11 protein-coding genes and 1 pseudogene are annotated in these 17,180 nt (G+C 73.9%); 7 read left to right on the top strand and 5 right to left on the bottom strand.

Translation table 11 applies throughout. The annotated features are described in order from the left end of the window. Nucleotides 1-118 precede the first annotated feature (118 nt). From ACLQ2R_RS32830 to ACLQ2R_RS32810, 5 genes are all read right to left on the bottom strand, one after another. Nucleotides 119-1,543, bottom strand: coding sequence for an MFS transporter (locus ACLQ2R_RS32830; protein ID WP_425965217.1), 1,425 nt, complete (start codon nt 1,541-1,543; stop codon nt 119-121). 236 nt (nt 1,544-1,779) lie between these two features. Next, entirely contained in the window at nt 1,780-3,960 is a 2,181-nt protein-coding gene (locus tag ACLQ2R_RS32825; protein WP_425965215.1) for a serine/threonine-protein kinase, read from the bottom strand. A 343-nt stretch (nt 3,961-4,303) separates the two neighbouring features. Continuing rightward, nucleotides 4,304-5,710, bottom strand: coding sequence for a DUF1116 domain-containing protein (locus tag ACLQ2R_RS32820; RefSeq protein ID WP_425965213.1), 1,407 nt, complete (start codon nt 5,708-5,710; stop codon nt 4,304-4,306). After that, complete coding sequence (locus tag ACLQ2R_RS32815) at nt 5,707-7,593, bottom strand: FdrA family protein (protein ID WP_425965211.1); 1,887 nt, start codon at nt 7,591-7,593, stop codon at nt 5,707-5,709. The genes ACLQ2R_RS32820 and ACLQ2R_RS32815 overlap by 4 nt, the downstream gene beginning before the upstream one ends. Further along, on the bottom strand, nt 7,590-8,474 hold the full coding sequence (locus ACLQ2R_RS32810; RefSeq protein ID WP_425965209.1) for a DUF2877 domain-containing protein: 885 nt from the start codon (nt 8,472-8,474) through the stop codon (nt 7,590-7,592). The genes ACLQ2R_RS32815 and ACLQ2R_RS32810 overlap by 4 nt, the downstream gene beginning before the upstream one ends. Nucleotides 8,475-8,660: 186 nt before the next feature. Here ACLQ2R_RS32810 and ACLQ2R_RS32805 point away from each other — a divergent pair, with 186 nt between their 5' ends. The 7 genes and pseudogenes from ACLQ2R_RS32805 to ACLQ2R_RS32775 all read left to right on the top strand — a co-directional run bounded on the left by ACLQ2R_RS32805 (nt 8,661) and on the right by ACLQ2R_RS32775 (nt 16,910). After that, on the top strand, nt 8,661-10,223 hold the full coding sequence (locus tag ACLQ2R_RS32805; RefSeq protein ID WP_425965207.1) for a PucR family transcriptional regulator: 1,563 nt from the start codon (nt 8,661-8,663) through the stop codon (nt 10,221-10,223). A gap of 134 nt (nt 10,224-10,357) precedes the next feature. Next, on the top strand, nt 10,358-10,579 hold the full coding sequence (locus tag ACLQ2R_RS32800; RefSeq protein WP_425965206.1) for an RNA-binding S4 domain-containing protein: 222 nt from the start codon (nt 10,358-10,360) through the stop codon (nt 10,577-10,579). A 192-nt stretch (nt 10,580-10,771) separates the two neighbouring features. Beyond that, nucleotides 10,772-12,163, top strand: a complete 1,392-nt coding sequence (locus tag ACLQ2R_RS32795; protein ID WP_425965204.1) for a uracil-xanthine permease family protein — start codon at nt 10,772-10,774, stop codon at nt 12,161-12,163. Further along, nucleotides 12,160-13,119 carry an FAD binding domain-containing protein gene (locus ACLQ2R_RS32790; protein ID WP_425965202.1) on the top strand — a complete coding sequence of 320 codons (960 nt, stop codon included), beginning with the start codon at nt 12,160-12,162 and terminating at the stop codon, nt 13,117-13,119. The genes ACLQ2R_RS32795 and ACLQ2R_RS32790 overlap by 4 nt, the downstream gene beginning before the upstream one ends. A gap of 131 nt (nt 13,120-13,250) precedes the next feature. Further along, nucleotides 13,251-13,724, top strand: a pseudogene (locus ACLQ2R_RS32785) ((2Fe-2S)-binding protein); the annotation flags it as partial. 182 nt (nt 13,725-13,906) lie between these two features. After that, nucleotides 13,907-16,297 carry an aerobic carbon-monoxide dehydrogenase large subunit gene (gene cutA, locus ACLQ2R_RS32780; RefSeq protein WP_425965201.1) on the top strand — a complete coding sequence of 797 codons (2,391 nt, stop codon included), beginning with the start codon at nt 13,907-13,909 and terminating at the stop codon, nt 16,295-16,297. Between the two features lie 28 nt (nt 16,298-16,325). Next, nucleotides 16,326-16,910: a DUF3995 domain-containing protein gene (locus ACLQ2R_RS32775; protein ID WP_425965199.1), complete on the top strand. Its 585-nt coding sequence runs from the start codon at nt 16,326-16,328 to the stop codon at nt 16,908-16,910. Nucleotides 16,911-17,180: the final 270 nt, after the last annotated feature.

Below are 17,180 nucleotides of genomic sequence, written 5' to 3'. Positions count from 1 at the left end.
GGCGGCCTTCTCGATCTCGCGGTGCTCGGGCGGGCCGAAGGTCGTGGGCCGCCCCGGACGTGGGGGCCGGGTGCCGAAACCGCCGGTGCCGGCGCGGTGGACGACGTCACGGACCAGGTCAGGACCGGCGAAGGTCACCTCGGCGACCTTCGCGGAACAGGGTCAGGACCAGCCAGAGACCGGTGACCGTCACCAGGACGCCGGTGGCGGCGCAGAGCGCCCCGTACGAGAGGCCGCCGACGATCACCCCGGCCAGCACGGTGCCGGTCGCGCCGCAGGCGTTCATCACCAGGTCGGACATCCCCTGCACGGCCGTGCGCCGCTCCAGCGGCACCGCCTCGCTCAGCATCGCCGAACCGGCGATCAGCGAGCAGGACCAGCCGACGCCGAGCAGGAACAGCCCGGCGGTCACCCGGCCGACGTCGTGCGCGCCGGCACCGCCCGCCAGGACGACGGCGGCCAGCAGCAGGCCCATGCCCAGGACCAGCACCGGCACCCGCCCGGCCCGGTCGGCCAGCCAGCCGATCACGGGGGAGAACACGTACATCCCGGCGATGTGCAGGCTGATCACGATGCCGATGACCGTGTACGTCGCGCCGCCGTGGTCGAGGTGGACCGGGGTCAGGGACATGACCGCGACCATCGCGGTGTGGCCGACCGCGATCGCGGTCATCGCGCGACCGGCGAGGGGCGTCCCGCGCAGCACCCGCCATCCCGTGCGGAACGTGCCCGCCGCCCGGTCCGCCGGTGCCGGTGAGAGGGGCGCGTCCGTCGCGGCGGGCGCCGTCGCCGGAGCGGGGGCGCCGGACGCAGGGGAGACGGCGGTGCCGGTCGGCGGGGTCGCGGAGCGGGCCGGCTCCGGCACCGTGGTGCCCGGCGGCGGGCCGGCCAGCGAGCGGGCCAGGAGCAGCGGGTCGGGGCGCAGCCCGGCGAGGACGACGGCCAGGGCGATCGCGAAGCTCAGCAGCGCGAGGACGAACGGCCCGCTGGCCGGGGCCAGGCCGAGTCCGACGCCGAACCGCTCGGCCGGTTCGGCGAGGTTCGGGCCGGTGACCGCTCCGACGGTGGTGGCCCAGACCACCAGCGACAGGTGCCGGGCCGAGTGCCCCGGCGGGGACAGGTCGGTCGCGGCGTAGCGCGAGGACAGGTTGCCCGCGCTCGCCGCGCCGAACAGCACCAGCCCGGCCAGCAGCAGCGGCCACGAGCGCACGGTCACGGCGAGCAGCGAGACCAGGCAGCCCAGCAGGGCGCACCCGTAGGCCAGGGTGAGCCCGGCCCGGCGCCCTCCGCGCCCGGACGACCTGGCGGTGGGGATCGCCAGCAGCGCGGCGCCCAGCACGGTCGCGGTCCCGGCCAGCCCGCTCAGCGCCGTGGAACCGGAGAGCTGCTCCACGGTCACCGAGCTGAACGTGGCCCCCACGGCGACGCCGATCCCGCCGCTGATCTGACCGGTGGAGAGCACCGCGAGCGTCCGCCGCTGCACGGAGGCGGCCCGCGTGCCCTCATCGGGTGATATGTGGTCGTCCGTGGCTTTCGTTGTCACGAGTGAAGTGTGTCATTACTCGTGATCGCTCCACCAACGGTGAACACGTCACGAGCGGCTCCGGGGCGGCCGGCCGGTTCCGCGAGGGGGCCGGGACGGTGATCGGCCGGATTCACAGGGCTTCGGAGACCGCCCCCCCGGAGTCGCGGGCGGCCCCGGGGCGCGGGCGCGTGAGGTTCCCGAGGCGTCGGCCGGACGGGGATTCCCGAGGCGTCGGCCGGACGGGGCGCGGGGCGTCAGCCGGACGGGGTGAAGGTGGCGAGGAAGGTCTCCATGGACTCCACGCTCCGCTCCCACCCGAGGTCCTGCGCCCTGAACGTGATCTGGTACGCGCTCCGGTCGTCCACGGCGACGTAGCGGGTCAGCCCGTGCATGGGGACGCCGTCGGACCGGACGTAGGTGTACTCCCAGTCGGCGGCCTTCCAGCCGCGGTAGCCGACCGCCGTCACGCCGACCTCGGTGTACTCGTCGAGGTCCTTCCTGCTGGCCCGGCCGAGCGCGGTCACCGGGTCGGCGACCGGCGCCGGGACGACGACGACGTTCTGCCCGCCGCGTTTGGGCCCGGAGAAGACGACCGCTCCGTCCCCGCCCGTCTTGACCGTCCAGTTCCCGGGCACGGCCCCGGAGACGCCTCCCGCGCTCAGCCGCGCGAAACCGTCGGGCACCTCCGCGGCGGCCCGCAGGGGGGCGGCGGAGACGGCCGGGGCCGAGGCGGCCGTGACGGCCTCCGTGCCCGCGGTGCCGGAGCCGCCGTCGGGCAGGAAGACCAGCAGCCCGGCGACCACGATGGCCAGCACGCCGCCCACGCCGAGCATCAGCAGGCGCAGGTCGGGCCGTCCGCTCGCGCGGGTACCGGCCCGGAACGGCGAGGGCTCCCGCGTCTCCCGCGCCTCACGTGACGACCGTGACGGCCGCTCGCGCAGAGCGCTCCCCGCCGTCGCCCGGGCGGACCGCCGCGACGCCTCGCGGGCCGGCGAGGCCGGTCCTGGCCCGCCCCCGGAACCGCGCGACGCGGCGGCGGACGAGCCGCCGAGCAGGTCGCCGGGGAACACGGGCGACGCGGTGAACGGGTCGCCCGAGAAGGGGGACGAGCTGAGGAACGGATCGTTCGGCAGCTCCACCGGCGCGGCGGACGGGGCGCCGCCCAGCCCGGTCGCCGGGGCGCGCAGCGCGTCGTAGCCGCGCAGGTGCCCTCCGGACATGCCGGTGAACGTCTCGGACGTCGTCTCGCCCGGCCGGGGGACGGCGGACCGGGAGGCCCGCGACGCGCCGGGGAAGGAGAGCGGTTCGGTGCCCACCGACCCCACCTGTCCTGCGAGCGCGTCGCGGGAGGAGGAGCGCGGCTCGAAGGAGACGACGTTCTGCTCGTACGGCACCCGGATCGGGCCGGAGGGCGTCTCGATGATCCGGGACGGCATCGGCCCCGGCGGAACGTCCAGCGGGGGCATCAGGTGCATCGGCATGGAGTCGCCGGGCATCGGCATCGACGAGGGCGACGAGGGTGCGACGCTGGGCGCGAGCGTGGTGCCGGAGCCGTGGCTGCGCAGCACCACCTCCAGCAGCTCGGCCACCTGCGCGGCGGTCATCCGCTCGGCGGGGTCCTTGCGGAGCAGGCCCTCGATGACGGTGATCAGGGCACCGGCCCGTGAGGGGCGGGCGGGCTCCTGGGTGAGGATCGCGCCGAGCACCGCCATCGCGTCCGGCCCCTCGTAGGGGGGCCTGCCCTCGACGGCCGCGTACAGCGTGGCGCCGAAGGACCACAGGTCCGAGGCCTGCGTGATCGGCAGCCCGGACAGCCTCTCCGGCGGCACGTACGCGGGCGATCCCATCATCAGGCCGGTCTGGGTGATGGCGACGTCGCCCTCGATCGCGGCGATGCCGAAGTCGGTGAGCACCACCCGGTCGGAGGTCAGCAGCACGTTGCCCGGCTTGACGTCGCGGTGCATGATCCCGGCCGCGTGGGCGTGGCGGAGCGCGTCGAGTACCCGTACGCCGATCTCGGCGGCCTGGATCACCGGCAGCGGCCCGCTCTGCCGTACGGCCTGCTCCAGCGACCAGGCGCGGACCAGCTCCATCACGATCCAGGGGCGGCCGTCCTCCTCGACGACGTCGTGCACGGTGACGATGCCGGGGTGGCTGAGCCGGGCCGCCGAACGGGCCTCGCGGAGCATCCGCCGGTGGGCCCCCTGCGTGCCGGCGTGGTCCAGCCCGAAGGGGAGGATCAGTTCCTTGACCGCGACGTCCCGGTCGAGCAGCACGTCGTGCGCGTGCCACACCATGCCCATCCCGCCACGGCCCACCGGCGACACCAGGCGGTAGCGCTTGCCCACCAGCCTGCCCTGGCCCTCCGGTACCGCTCCGGCGGAGCCGCCGCTCTCGGGCCCGTGGGGGGATCTGCCGAGTAAGCGATCGGTCATAGTACCCCGTCCCCCATAACCCAGCTTTTCGTGAGGATCGACACGATAGCGGGATGATATTCCGTTATGGAAGTTTGACATGGAGATGAGCGCTTCGTGACATTTGTCAGGGACGGGTGTTAACCCGTCGCCGAGCGTGAGCCCCCGCCGACGTCGCCGCACGCCCCCGGCGGACGCGAGCGTTGTCGGCCTCGCCCGGTCCGCGGGGGCCGTCGACCCGGTACGTCCCCGGGCGGGACGACAGGCCGGTCCTCGCCCGGAAGGGGTGGCAGGCCGGCCCGTTCCCGAAAGGCCGGCCCGTTCCCGGACGGGACGACAGGCCGGCCCTTGCCCGGCAGGGACGTCAGGCCGGTCCGTCTCCGGAGTCGGCCGCGCGGGCCAGCGCGGACAGTGCCGCGGTGAAGGCCGAGGCCGGTGGGCTGACCAGTCCCGCGCCGACCTGGCCGGTCCCCGCCACCCGACCGGCGATGCCGGTGTTCACGGTGGGCAGCAGTCCCGTCCTGGCGACCAGCGTGACGTCCACGCCGACCGGCGTGCCCCGGAAGTCCAGCCCCGGGATCTGGTACGCCGGATGCTCGGCCAGGGTGATCTCGTACATGGACCGGGTGGCGGCGGTCGCGTCCGCCACGTCGCCGCCGACGAACCGGACGATCGCCGGGGCCGCGGCCATCGCGAAACCGCCCAGCCCCGCCGTCTCGGTGATGGTGGAGTCGCCGATGTCGGGGTTGGCGTCGTCCGGCCCGTACGCGCCGAGGTAGAGGCCGTCCGGCACGCCCGCGGGACCGGTGAACCAGCGATCCCCCAGCCCGGAGACCTGCACCCCGAAGTCGGTGCCGTTGCGGGCCATCGCGACGACCATCGTGGAGCCGGGGACGTCCCTGGCGGCGTCAGCGGCGACCTTGCAGGCGGCCATGCCCGCGTTGAGGAAGAAGTGGTCGTTGCCGTTGATGAACCGCAGCACCTCGGCGGCGCGGCCGGAAGCGACCTCCACGACCTCGGGGGCCAGCTCGCGCACCAGCAGCGAGGTGGCGGCGCGGTTGCGGTTGTGCAGCTCGTCACCCATCTGCAGGGCCTGCGCGGTCAGCGACCGCAGGTCCAGCGGGCCGCTCCGCTCCAGGGTCGCCCGCAGCACCGGGCCGAGCACCTCGCCCATCCAGCGCAGCCGCTCCAGCACCTCGGGGCCGTACGCGCCGTAGCGCAGCACCTTGCCCAGGCCCTCGTTGAGCGAGCAGTAGGAGGTGCCGCCGTGCTCGGCGTCGCGTACCTCGAACATCCACATCGACGGCGTGACCACGCCCGCCATCGGCCCGACGGTGCGGTGGTGGTGGCAGGGTTCCAGCCGCGCCCGCCCGGCGGCCAGCCGTTCCGCGGCCTCCTCGGCGTCGGAGGCCAGCCCCTCCAGGAGCATGGCCCCGATCAGCGCGCCACGCAGCGGACCCGAGGCGCGTCCCCACTCGATCGGCGGCCCGGCGTGCAGGAACGTCCCCTCGGGCAGGTCGAGCACCTCGCGGGCGGGCCGCACACCGACGAGCTGCGGGCGGGCCGAGACCAGGCGGCCCACGGCCGTGGCGTTGGCGCGCTCCCTGCGCGGGTCGGCCAGCACCCGGGCCAGGTCGGCCTCGGTGCCGGGCATCGGCGGGCGCCAGTCCACCCGGGTGAGGGGGACGGCCTGCGCGTCGAGGGCCTCGCCGAGCAGGCCCGTCCCCACCGCGATCACCTCGGGCTCGCCGGAGAGCATGGACAGTGTCATGGGCGGCCTCCTGAACGGGTGGCGGCGTCGGCATCGGCAGTGGCGTCGGTGGCGTCGGTGGCGTCGGTGGCACCGACGTCACCGACGGCGTCCGCGGGGGCGGCGGCGTCATCGGCGGGGGCGGGGGCGGCTGCGACATCCGCGGGGTCGGCGGAGGCGGTGGAGTCTGTGGTCCCGGTGGTCCCGGTGGCGCCCGCGAGTCGTGCGGCGTGCGCGGCGGCGCGGGCGTTGGAGGTGAACACCGCGGCGCCCGCCGCGTTCAGCGCCTCGGCCTGGGCGTTGAGCCCCTGGGGGTCGCCCTCGGAGCCGACCAGCGCGACGACCACGGCGACGCCGCGGGCGACGGCCTCGGCGACCGCGGGCGCCAGCCGGCCGGAGGGGTCGGGGTCGGCGCCGTGACCGAGGACCACGTCGAGCAGGACCACGCCACCTTCCGGCACCCCGGCCAGGGCCTCCAGTCGGAGCGCGGGGTCGATCATCGGGTGCGCCCGGCCGGCCGTGTAGGCGTCGTCGCCGAAGTCGGTGAACTCCCCGGTCCCGGCGATCAGCCGGGCCTCCACGCACAGCGTCCCGCCCGAGTAGATCCCCCACAGCCCGCCCGCGTCACCGTCACCGGACAGTGCCGCGATCCCCGCACCACCGTCACCGGACAGGCCCGTGGTTCCCGAGCCGCCGTCCGTGAACGGGGACGGGGACGGGGACGGGGCCGGGGACGAGGAGGGGGACGGGGACGGGGACGGGGACGAGGAGGGGGACGGGGACGGGGACGGGGACGGGGACGGGGAAACGGGCGGAGGCGGAGATACGGATGGGGACGAGGACACGGGCGGAGCCGAAGACGCGGACGCCGGAGAGGCCACGGGGGGGAAGGGTGCGGGCCAGTGGGGCCAGGTGGGGACCGGGACCCCCAGGGTGCGCAGCGCGGCCTCGGCCGCCGAGGTCAGGTCGGCCCGATCCGGCCCCGCGGAGCCGAGCAGGGCGTTCACCACGGGCGTGCGGAGCCGGGCGACCGCCTCGCCGACGATCCGCGCCACCTCGGGGGCGGGAGGCTTGGAGATCAGCACGATCAGCTCGGTCGCGGGGTCGGCGTCCAGCGCCTCCAGGGCGCGCAGCGTGGACAGGCCGCCCACCTCCGCCGACAGGTCGCGTCCCCCCACGCCCAGCACGTGCGAGACGCCCACGCCCGCGATGTCGAGCAGGCAGGTCACCTGCTGCGCGCCCGTCCCGGAGGCGGCCACCACCCCGACCGGGCCCGGCCGCAGCACGTTCGCGAAGCCGAGACCGGCCCCGCCGATCACCGCGGTACCGCAGTCGGGGCCCATGACCAGCACGCCGCGCTCGGCGGCCCGCCGCTTGAGCAGCACCTCCTGGGCGACCGGCACGTTGTCACTGAAGATCATCACGGACAGGCCGGCCTCGACCGCGTCCAGCGCCTCGGCGAACGCGTGCGGGCCCGGCACCGAGACCAGCGCCAGGGTGGCGGCGCGCCCGCTCGCCGTCCTGGTCGCGGACCGGACCGTACGCGGCGGGTGCTCGGTGCCCGCCCCGCCGGCGGCCGGGACGGAGAGCCCGTCCAGCATCCCGTCCAGCTCGGCGGCGGCGGCCTCCAGGGCGTCCGCCTCGCCGCGCAGCGCGATCAGCAGGTCGCCGGGACCGGCCCGGCCGGCCGGGCCGGTCGGGCCTCCAGGACCGTCGGTGCCGGTGGAGTCGTCGCCGGGCGTGGCGAACCCCAGTTCGGCGGCGATGCCCAGGTTGAGCTCGGTGGCCATGGCCACCACGGCGACCTCCACCCCCGGCAGGGCCGCCGCCGCCCGGCTGACGCGCATCAGGCTCACCGAATCGTGGTAGACGCCCGTCCGTACCCGGACCACATCGATGCTCAACCGCCCCCGCCTTCCAGATCGATCACCGCCGCGAGGCCGATGCCCAGCCCCCACGCCAGGTCCGCCCCGGAGGTGTGCCCCAGCCGGAGCAGCCGCTGCAGGGCGGGCTCCAGGGACTGCCGTCCCGCCAGGCCCCGCAGTACGGCCAGCACCTCGCCGCTGGCCTCGCCCCGGGCGGCGCAGTGCAGCAGCGACGCCGAGATGGGGGTGGTCCTGCCGCGCACGTCGAAGGTGACCGCGGCGGCCAGCCAGTCGGCCAGCCACACGGCCCGCGCCGCCCCCGCAGCCCCGCCCAGGTGGCGCAGCGCGACCAGCAGCCCGGCGAGCACGTCGTCCCCGCTCGGGGTGAGGCCGGGTCCCAGGCCGACCAGTTGCTCGGCGGCCATCACGCTCTTCAGCAGCGAGCCCTCGGCGCACCCCTGCGCGAGCAGCCCGGCCGCGCCGTTGCCCTCCAGGCCGGGACGCCTGTCCGAGCGCGCGCACAGTTCGGTGAGCGCCGGCAGCGAGCGCGCCAGCCTCTCCACCGGCACGGGGCCGAGCGGCGGGGCCGGGTCCCACCAGCGGTGCGCCCGCAGGCTCAGCCGTCCCAGGTCGATCGAGCCGTCGCCGACGCACGCCTCGTCGCCCACCGAGACCCGTGGCATCGGCTCGTTCACCACCATGGCGTTGGGCAGGCGGGTGGCCTGTCCGGTCACCACCGCGATGACCTGCGGTTCCAGCGCGGTGCGTACCTCAAGGTAGACGCCGTAGGGGAAGGCCGCCAGCACCCGCGCCGGGCTGCGGGGCGCCTCCAGCATCCGGCGCAGCGCCGTGCTGGCCGCGCCGGTCCCGTGCGTGCGGATCGGCGGGCGCTGAGCCCTGTGACGCGTTCCAACGGTCATGAGCGCTCCCTCGCCGGCCCCGCGGACATGGAGGTACTCCCAGCGGCTCGCTCGGTCACGGACTCCCCCATCCATTGAAGCCGACCGTAGAGCGGGCGTAGGGGTGGCCGTACGGAGAAAGATGACAACAGTCCGCCCAAAGGTTGGCTCTTCCTGACAGACCCATCCATCAGTCACAATCACCTCATGGAACCTCCCGTGCGGCCGGCGAGTACCGGAACGATCATTCACGGCGTCGCCGTCCGCGAGGTCCTCGGGGTGTCGACGCTGGCGGGCGCCCGGCTGATCGCGGGGGAGGGGGGACTGGACCGCGTCGTGCAGCGGCTCAACGTGATGGAGGTCCCCGACGTCCTCGCCTGGGTCAAGCCGCACGAACTGCTGCTCACCACCGGATACCCGCTGCGCAACACCCCCCAGTCGCTCGGCCGCCTGGTGGCCGACCTGGACGAACGGGGCCTGGCCGCGCTGGCCGTCAAGCTCGGCCGATACCTCGACGAACTGCCCGAGGAGATGGTCGAGCAGGCCGACCGGCTCGGCTTCCCGCTGATCCAGCTCCCCGACGACGTCGGCTTCGACGACATCCTCAACCAGGTCCTCACCGACATCCTCAACCGCCAGGCCGCCGCCCTGGCCAGGGCCGAGGAGGCCCACCGGGCACTGGTGCAGGTGGTGCTCGCCGGAGGCGGGCTGCGCGAGGTCACCGCCGAGGTGGCCGGGCTGCTGGACGTGGCCGTGGCCGTCCTCGACGGGACGGGTCACGTGCTGGCCGCGGCCGGGCCCGCCGAGCACGTGGCCGTGCTCCGCGCCGCCCCCGAGGGACGCCACACCTCCGTGCCGGTGGTGGCGGGCGGGCACCACCACGGCCGGATCGTCGCCTGTGGCCCTGTCGGGTCGATCGCCGACAGCGACGTCGGCATTCTGGAACGTGCCGCCACGGTCGCCGCGCTGGTCGTGACCCGTCAGGAGGCGGTCAACGCCGTCGAGAGCAAGTACCGCGCCGACTTCCTGCGCGACGTGCTCACCGGCAGGGCGGGCGGCTCCGAGCGGATCGCCTCCCGCGCCAGGGCCTTCGGCTGGGACCTGCAGCGCCCGGTCACCGTCCTGGTGGCCGAGCTCGACCCCGAGGGCGACGAGCGCGTCGCCCAGGACCGCCTGGTGAGCTGCTGGACCGGGGCGATGCGCCGCCACGACGTGCGCGGCGCCGTGGCGGGCTTCTCGCACGAGGTGGTCACCATCGTGGACGCGGGCGTCGACGCGGGCCGCCTGGCCAAGGACGCCGCCACCGCCTTCGCCGAGTCCCTGCCCGCCACCTTCTCCACCGGCGCCAGCCGCACCGCCGTCGGGGCCGAGGCGCTGCCGGACGCGTACGGGCAGGCGCTCAAGGCGGCGCGGGTGGGACGCCAGCTCCACGGGCCCGGCGCGGTCGCGCACTTCGACCAGCTCGGCGTCTACCGGCTGCTCTCCCTGGTCAGCGACACCGCCGAGCTGCACGCCTTCGTCCGCGAGACCCTCGGGCCGCTCGCCTCCGACGACGACGCCGAGAACTCCGACCTGCGCCGCACCCTCCAGGTGCTGCTGGAGACCAACCTGAACGTGGCCGAGACCGCGCGCAGGCTGCACTTCCACTACAACACGCTGCGCTACCGGATCGGCAAGCTGGAACGCATGCTCGGCGGATTCACCGAGGACGCCCACCTGCGGCTGAACCTCACGCTGGCGCTGCACGTCCTGCGGATGCGCGGCATCTGAACCGGGCCCCACGCCGGTGCGACACGGCATCCGAGCCGGGTCCCGTCGCGGTGCGGCGCGTTCCACGGGGCCGGGGCGGGACCCCACGCCGGCGCTGCACGTCCTGCGGACGCGCGGGATCTAAGCTGGTCGCCGTGAACGAGACCTTCGCCCTGGAAACCGAGTACATCCCGCTGTGCGACCTGCTGAAGTACACCGGCGTCACCGACACCGGCGGCCAGGCCAAGCACTTCATCGCCGACGGCAACGTGCTGGTGGACGGCGAGGTGGAGCTCCGCAAGACCTGCAAGATCCGCGGCGGCCAGGTGGTCAGCGGCGACGGCTTCGAGATCCGGGTCGTCGGCGCGGGAGGCTGACCCCTCCCTCTCACCGGTCGTCACGGTGGATGTGCGCGAGCCGTTCACTGGTCCGCCGCCCAGATTTGGCAGATCATGACGGTGTCCGGGTATGACGTCTTTCCTAATGTGCCCGCAACGGTTGTGAGGGATCGCCGGAGGACGCCCGCGGGGGTGGACACCGGCCGGTGGCCCGGTGAAAGGTGGGGCTCGATGCTTCCAAGGTGGACCAGGCACGGCGACGGCAGGACGCTCGCCCCGGGCGAGGTGGTCGGCCCCTCCGAGCGGCTGTCGTGGCCGCGGATGGTGGGCTTCGGGGCGCAGCACGTCGTCGCGATGTTCGGCGCCACGTTCGTGTTCCCCCTGGTGATGGGGCTCGACCCCAACGTCGCGATCATGTTCTCCGGCATCGGAACGATCATGTTCCTGCTCATCGTGAAGGGGAGGGTCCCCAGCTACCTGGGGACCAGCGCCTCCTTCGTGGGCGGGGTGCTCGCCATCCGGGGGCTCTTCGGCGGGGACACCCCCGCCGCCGACGCGATCGTCACCGGCGCCATCCTGGTCGTCGGCCTGGTCGTCGCGCTGGTCGGCCTGGCCGTGCACGTCCTGGGCGTACAGGTGATCAACAGGGTCTTCCCGCCCGTGGTCACCGGCGCCGTCGTCATGCTGATCGGCTTCGGCCTGGCGTACGTGGTCGCCGACGTCTACTGGCCGCAGGACCAGTGGATCGCGCTGATCACGATGGTCGTGACGTTCGTCCTCATCGTGGCCTTCAAGGGCTTCGTCGGCAGGATCGGCATCCTGCTCGGCCTGGTCGCCGGCTTCCTGCTCTCCTGGGTGGCCGACCGGCTCTTCGGGAACATCACCGCCTTCAACGCGGGCACCGGCGCGGTCGACACCCACCCGCGGGTCAGCTTCGACGCGGTGGCCTCGGCCGACTGGATCGGCCTGCCGGACATGCACTTCCCCGACGTCCGCTTCTCCGCCGTGCTGCTGGTCCTGCCGGCCGTGATCGCGCTGGTCGCCGAGAACGTCGGCCACGTCAAGGCCGTCGGCGAGATGACCCGCACCGACGTCGACCCGTACATGGGCCGGGCGATCGTCGCCGACGGCGCCGCCACCGCCCTCGCCAGCGGCTTCGGCGGCTCGCCGACCACCACCTACGCCGAGAACATCGGCGTCATGGCCGCCACCCGCGTGTACTCCACGGCCGCGTACTACATCGCCGCGGTCATCGCGATCCTGTTCGGCCTCTGCCCCAAGTTCGGCGCGCTGGTCGCGGCCACCCCCGGCGGCGTGCTCGGCGGCATCACCGTCATCCTGTACGGCATGATCGGCCTGCTCGGCGCGAAGATCTGGGTCGAGAACCGGGTCGACTTCTCCGACCCCGTCAACCTCGTCCCCATCGGGGCGGGCATCATCCTCGCCATCGGCCCGGTCAGGCACATGATCGGCTCGGACTTCTCGCTGGAGGGCATCGCCCTGGGCACCATCGTGGTGGTGGCCGGCTACCACCTGCTCCGGGTCATCGCGGGCCGGGACGGCGGTCACGGCGACGGCGCCGATCCGAGGGTGTCCGAACCACCACGAGAGGTCACCGGGTGAAGCCACCCCCCTTCGAATACCACGCCCCCCGCTCCCTCGGCGAGGCCCTGGAGGTCCTCGCCGACGCCGGGGAGGGGGGCAAGGTGCTCGCCGGAGGGCAGAGCCTCATCCCGCTGCTGAACATGCGGCTGGCCGCCCCCGCGCACCTGGTCGACATCAACCGGCTGGACGAGCTGGCGTCCGTCGACATCGAGCCGGGCGGTGACGCCGAGCCCGGTGGTGACGTCGGCCCCGGTGGTGACGTCGGCCCCGGTGGTGACGTCGGTCCCGGTGGTGGCGCCGAGCCCGGTGGCGTCCGGGTCGGCGCCCTGGCCAGGCACGCCCGGGTGGAGCGCTCCGCGCCCGTCGCCGCCGCCCAGCCCCTGCTGCGCCGGGCACTGCGCCTGGTGGCCCACCCGGTGATCCGCAACCGGGGCACCGTCGTCGGCAGCCTGGCCCACGCCGACCCCGCCGCCGAGCTGCCCGCCGTGCTGAGGCTCCTGGGCGGATCGGTACGGCTGGCCCGCCCCGGCGCCGTCAGGGACGTCCCCGCGAGCGCCTTCTTCACCGGCCCCCTGGAGTCGGCGATCGAACCGGGGGAGCTGGCCGTCTCGGCGTTCTTCCCGGCGCCGCCCCCGCGCTCGGGCACCGCCTTCCACGAGCTGGCCCGCAGGCACGGCGACTACGCGCTGGCCGGGATCGCGGCGCTCGTCGTCCTCGACGACGACCACCGGATCGCCTCGGCCACGGTCGCGGGCGTGAGCCTGGGCCCGGTACCGGTCCTCCTCGACGTCACCGACGCCCTCGGCGGCAAGCCGCCCGACTCGGCCGACTGGGCCTCGGCGGCCCGCGCCGTACGGGACGGCATCGACCCCGACGCCGACATCCACGCGACCGCCGACTACCGGCGCCACCTCGCCGGGGTCCTCGCCGAGCGGGCACTGCGGGACGCCGCCAGGGAGGCCGCGAATGCATGAGGTCACGTCGTCAAGGAGGCCGCGGATGCGTGAGGCCTCGCCGGCCGGGAGGTCGCGGATGCATGAGATCACGCCGGCCGTCGATCCGGCGACGACGCCGCTCCTCTCGACGCCGGTGCCTGGAGGCGCGGATGTATGAGATCACGCTGACCGTCAACGGGACCGTCCGCCAGACCGCGGTCCCGGCCCGGCGGCTGCTGTCGGACTGCCTGCGCCACGACCTGGGCCTGACCGGCACCCACGTCGGCTGCGAGCACGGCGTCTGCGGCTGCTGCACGGTGCTGCTGGACGGCGAGCCCGTCCGCTCCTGCCTGACGTTCGCCGTCACGGTGGACGGGCGCGAGATCACCACCGTGGAGGGGCTCGCCGCGCCGGACGGCACGCTCTCGCCGGTGCAGCGGGCCTTCGCCGAGTGCCACGGCCTGCAGTGCGGCTTCTGCACGCCGGGATTCCTGTGCACGGTGACCGCGCTGCTGCGGGAGAACCCGGCGCCGACGCGGGAGGAGGTGGTGGAGGGCGTCTCGGGCAACCTCTGCCGGTGCACGGGGTACCAGAACATCGTCGCCTCCGTCCACCGCGCCGCCGAGATCATGGCGGAGGAGTCCTCGGCGTCCGAAGAGCCCTTGGCGTCCGGGGAGTTCCCCGCGTCCAGGAAGCCTTTGGCGTCCGGGAAGTCCTCGATGTCCGGGAAACCCTCGGTGTCCGGGAAGCCCTCGGCGTCCGAGGAACCCTCGGCGTCCGGGAAGCCCTCGCCGTCCGAGGAGAGCGAGGGGCGGGTGCGTCGGTCGTGACCACGAAACTGTTCGGCGAGCCGGTCAAGAGGCGCGAGGACCCCCGCCTGCTGACCGGCCGGGGCCGCTACGTCGACGACCTCGGCGCCGGATCGCTGGAGGCGGCCTTCGTCCGCTCCCCGCACGCGCACGCCCGGATCCGCGACATCGACGTCTCGGCCGCCCTCGACGTCGACGGGCTGGTGGCGATCTACACCTGGGAGGACCTGCCCGGCGCGCTCGCCGAGCCGCTCCCGCTGCTCATCCCGCACCCGGCGCTGACCCACGGCCGCACCGCGTACCCGCTGGCCCGCGAGATCGTCAGGCACGTCGGCGAGCCCGTCGTGATGGTCGTCGCCCGCGACCGCTACCTCGCCGAGGACGCCTGCGCGCTCATCGCGGTCGACTACGAGGTCCTCGCGCCGGTGGTCGGCGTGGAGGAGGCGACCCGCTCGGAGCTGCTCGTCCACGCCGACGTGCCCGGCAACGTCGGCGCCCACCTGGTGCAGGAGGTGCCCTCGGCGACCGGCCTCGGCGCGCGCGAGGCGATCGACGCCGCCCCGCACACGCTCTCCTTCCGGCTCGACATCGAGCGCAGCGCGTCCATGCCGCTGGAGGGACGCGGCGTGCACGCCCGCTGGGACGCCGACGACCACTCGCTGCGCGTCCACTCCAGCACCCAGACCTCCACCAGCGTCCGGATGGCCATCGCCGCCAAGCTCGGCCTGCCCCTGCCCAAGGTCGAGGTGATCGCCCCCGACGTGGGCGGCGGCTTCGGCGTGAAGATCGTGCACCCCTGGCCGGAGGAGGTGCTCGTACCGTGGGCGGCGATCACCCTTCGCCACCAGGTCAAGTGGACCGAGGACCGGCGCGAGCACTTCGTCTCCTCGGCCCACGAACGCGCCCAGGTGCAGAGCGTCCGGGTCGGCTTCGACGACGAGGGCCGCGTCCTTGGCCTGGACGTGGAGATCCTGCACGACCACGGCGCCTACACGCCGTACGGGATCATCGTGCCGATCATCACCGCCACCCAGCTGCTGGGCCCGTACCGGATCGGCGCCTACCGGGTCGAGTTCTCCTCGATCTACACCAACACCGTGCAGGTCACCCCGTACCGGGGGGCGGGCCGCCCGCAGGCGGTCTTCTGCATGGAGCGGACCATGGACCACATCGCCGCCTACCTGGGTGCCGACCGCACCGACGTGCGCGCCGCCAACTTCATCCAGCCCGACGAGTTCCCCTACGACCAGGGCATGATCTTCCAGGACGGCCGCCCGCTCGTCTACGACAGCGGCGACTACCCCGAGTCGCTGCGGATGCTCAAGGACCTCATCGGCTGGGACGCCTTCGGCGAGCTCAAGGCCCGCGCCGCCGCCGAGGGCCGCACCATCGGGATCGGCATCGGCTGCTACGTCGAGGGCACCGGCGTCGGCCCGTACGAGGGCGGCCACGTCCAGATCACCTCCGACGGCCGGGTGCACGTCTCCACCGGCCTCACCTCCCAGGGCCAGGGCCACGAGACCGTGTTCGCGCAGATCGCCGCGACCGAGCTGGGCGTGCCGATGGAACGCGTCTCGGTCGTCACCGGCGACACCCGCAGGTTCGGGTACGCGGTCGGCACGTTCGCCTCCCGGGCCGCGGTGATGAGCGGCAACGCGATCGCGCTGGCCTGCCGCAAGGTCAGGGAGAAGGCGCTGCGGATCGCCGCCGACGCGCTGGAGGCCGACCCCCGCGACCTGGAGATCGTCGACGGCGAGGTGCGGGTGGCCGGGTCCCCGGGCGCGACGATCCCGCTGGCGACCGTGGCGGTGCTGTCCAACCCGCTGCGCTATGCCTTCGACGCCGAGGCCGCCCGCGCCACCCAGTTCGCGGGCGTGTCGTCCTTCGACCGGCCGCCGGTGGCCGAGGGGGAGGAGCCGGGCCTGGAGGGCCGCGACTACTACTCGCCGATCCGCTCCACGTTCGCCTCCGGCATGCACGCGGCCATCGTCGAGACCGACCCGCTGACCGCCGAGATCCGCATCCTGCGCTACGCGGTCGTCCACGACTGCGGCAGACTGATCAACCCGATGATCGTCGAGGGGCAGATCCACGGCGGCGTCGCCCAGGGCGTCGGCGGCGCCCTGTACGAGAAGATGGTCTACGACGACCACGGCCAGTTGCTGAACGCCTCGTTCATGGACTTCCTGATGCCGTACGCCACCGAGGTGCCCTTCGTCGAGACCGCCCACCTGGAGACCCCGTCCCCGCTCAACCCGCTGGGCATCAAGGGCGCGGGGGAGGCGGGGGTGATCCCGGTCTCGGCGGTGATCGCCTCCGCGATCGAGGACGCCGAGGGCATCGGGATCGACAGGATGCCCATCTCCCCGTCGGACCTGTTCGCCCTGCGCCGTACCGCTTCCGGCTGATCCGATGCCGTTCGGCACAATCGTCGGTGTGAATCTACGTCTTGACGAGGCGAGCCGGCGCGCCACATGGCCCGGTTACGCCGCCGCGGTGTGGGGTTTCCTGTTCGCCGTTCCGAGCTTCTACTGGGCCCTGGGCGGTACGGCCGGTGTCGAGTCCACCATCTCACCGCAGCTGGTCGAGCTGGCGCGGCAGCAGGACTCCGGCATGCTCGCGGTGCTGTGGGTGACCGGGGCGCTCAAGGTCGTCGGCGGGCTGCTGGGCCTGGCCCTGGTACGCCGCCGCCCGTGGGGACACGGCATGAACTGCCTCCTGCAGCTGATGGCGTGGGGCGCGGGAGTGCTGCTGGCCTGGCACGGAGCGCAGTTCATCGTGCAGGGTCTGCTCGTCCAGGCCGGTCTCGTCGAGATCCCTTCGGAGTCGTTGCCGATCCTGCGCTGGTACACCTACCTGTGGGGGCCGTGGTTCGTGGCCGGGGGAATCGCCTTCGTGCTCGCCGCACGCGCCCACCTGAGGACGGTGCCCGACCATCGTCACCCCAGGATCGCGGGGGTGGTGGGCGGACTCGGTGCTCTGGCTCTCTCCGCCGTCGCCCTGATGACGGGGATCGGATGAACCGTTCGGGATCGTTGACGGTCCGGCGCGATGGGCGCGCACGCACGAGCGAGCTGCGGACGTGTGCTGACCGGCCGAGCGGTTCAGTCCCCGGCAAGGACCGTTGCCGGGCTGGACGGCGCCGTGTTCTTCATGTCGCGCCGGGTGCGTCCGCTTTGAGAGGAAGAACAAGGAGATACGTCAGAGGCAGCTTTAGGAGCTGTTCGAGGTTCGGATCTACGTGAGGTCCGGTAGTGGGCTGGTCGTGGCTGGTAGAACTCGGACGTGGCG

Origin of the sequence: Streptosporangium sp. DT93 (genome assembly GCF_049844535.1) — a bacterium.
Lineage (GTDB): Bacteria > Actinomycetota > Actinomycetes > Streptosporangiales > Streptosporangiaceae > Streptosporangium.
The sequence above is the reverse complement of the archived record's forward strand: the minus strand, read 5'-3'. Positions and strand labels throughout refer to the sequence as shown.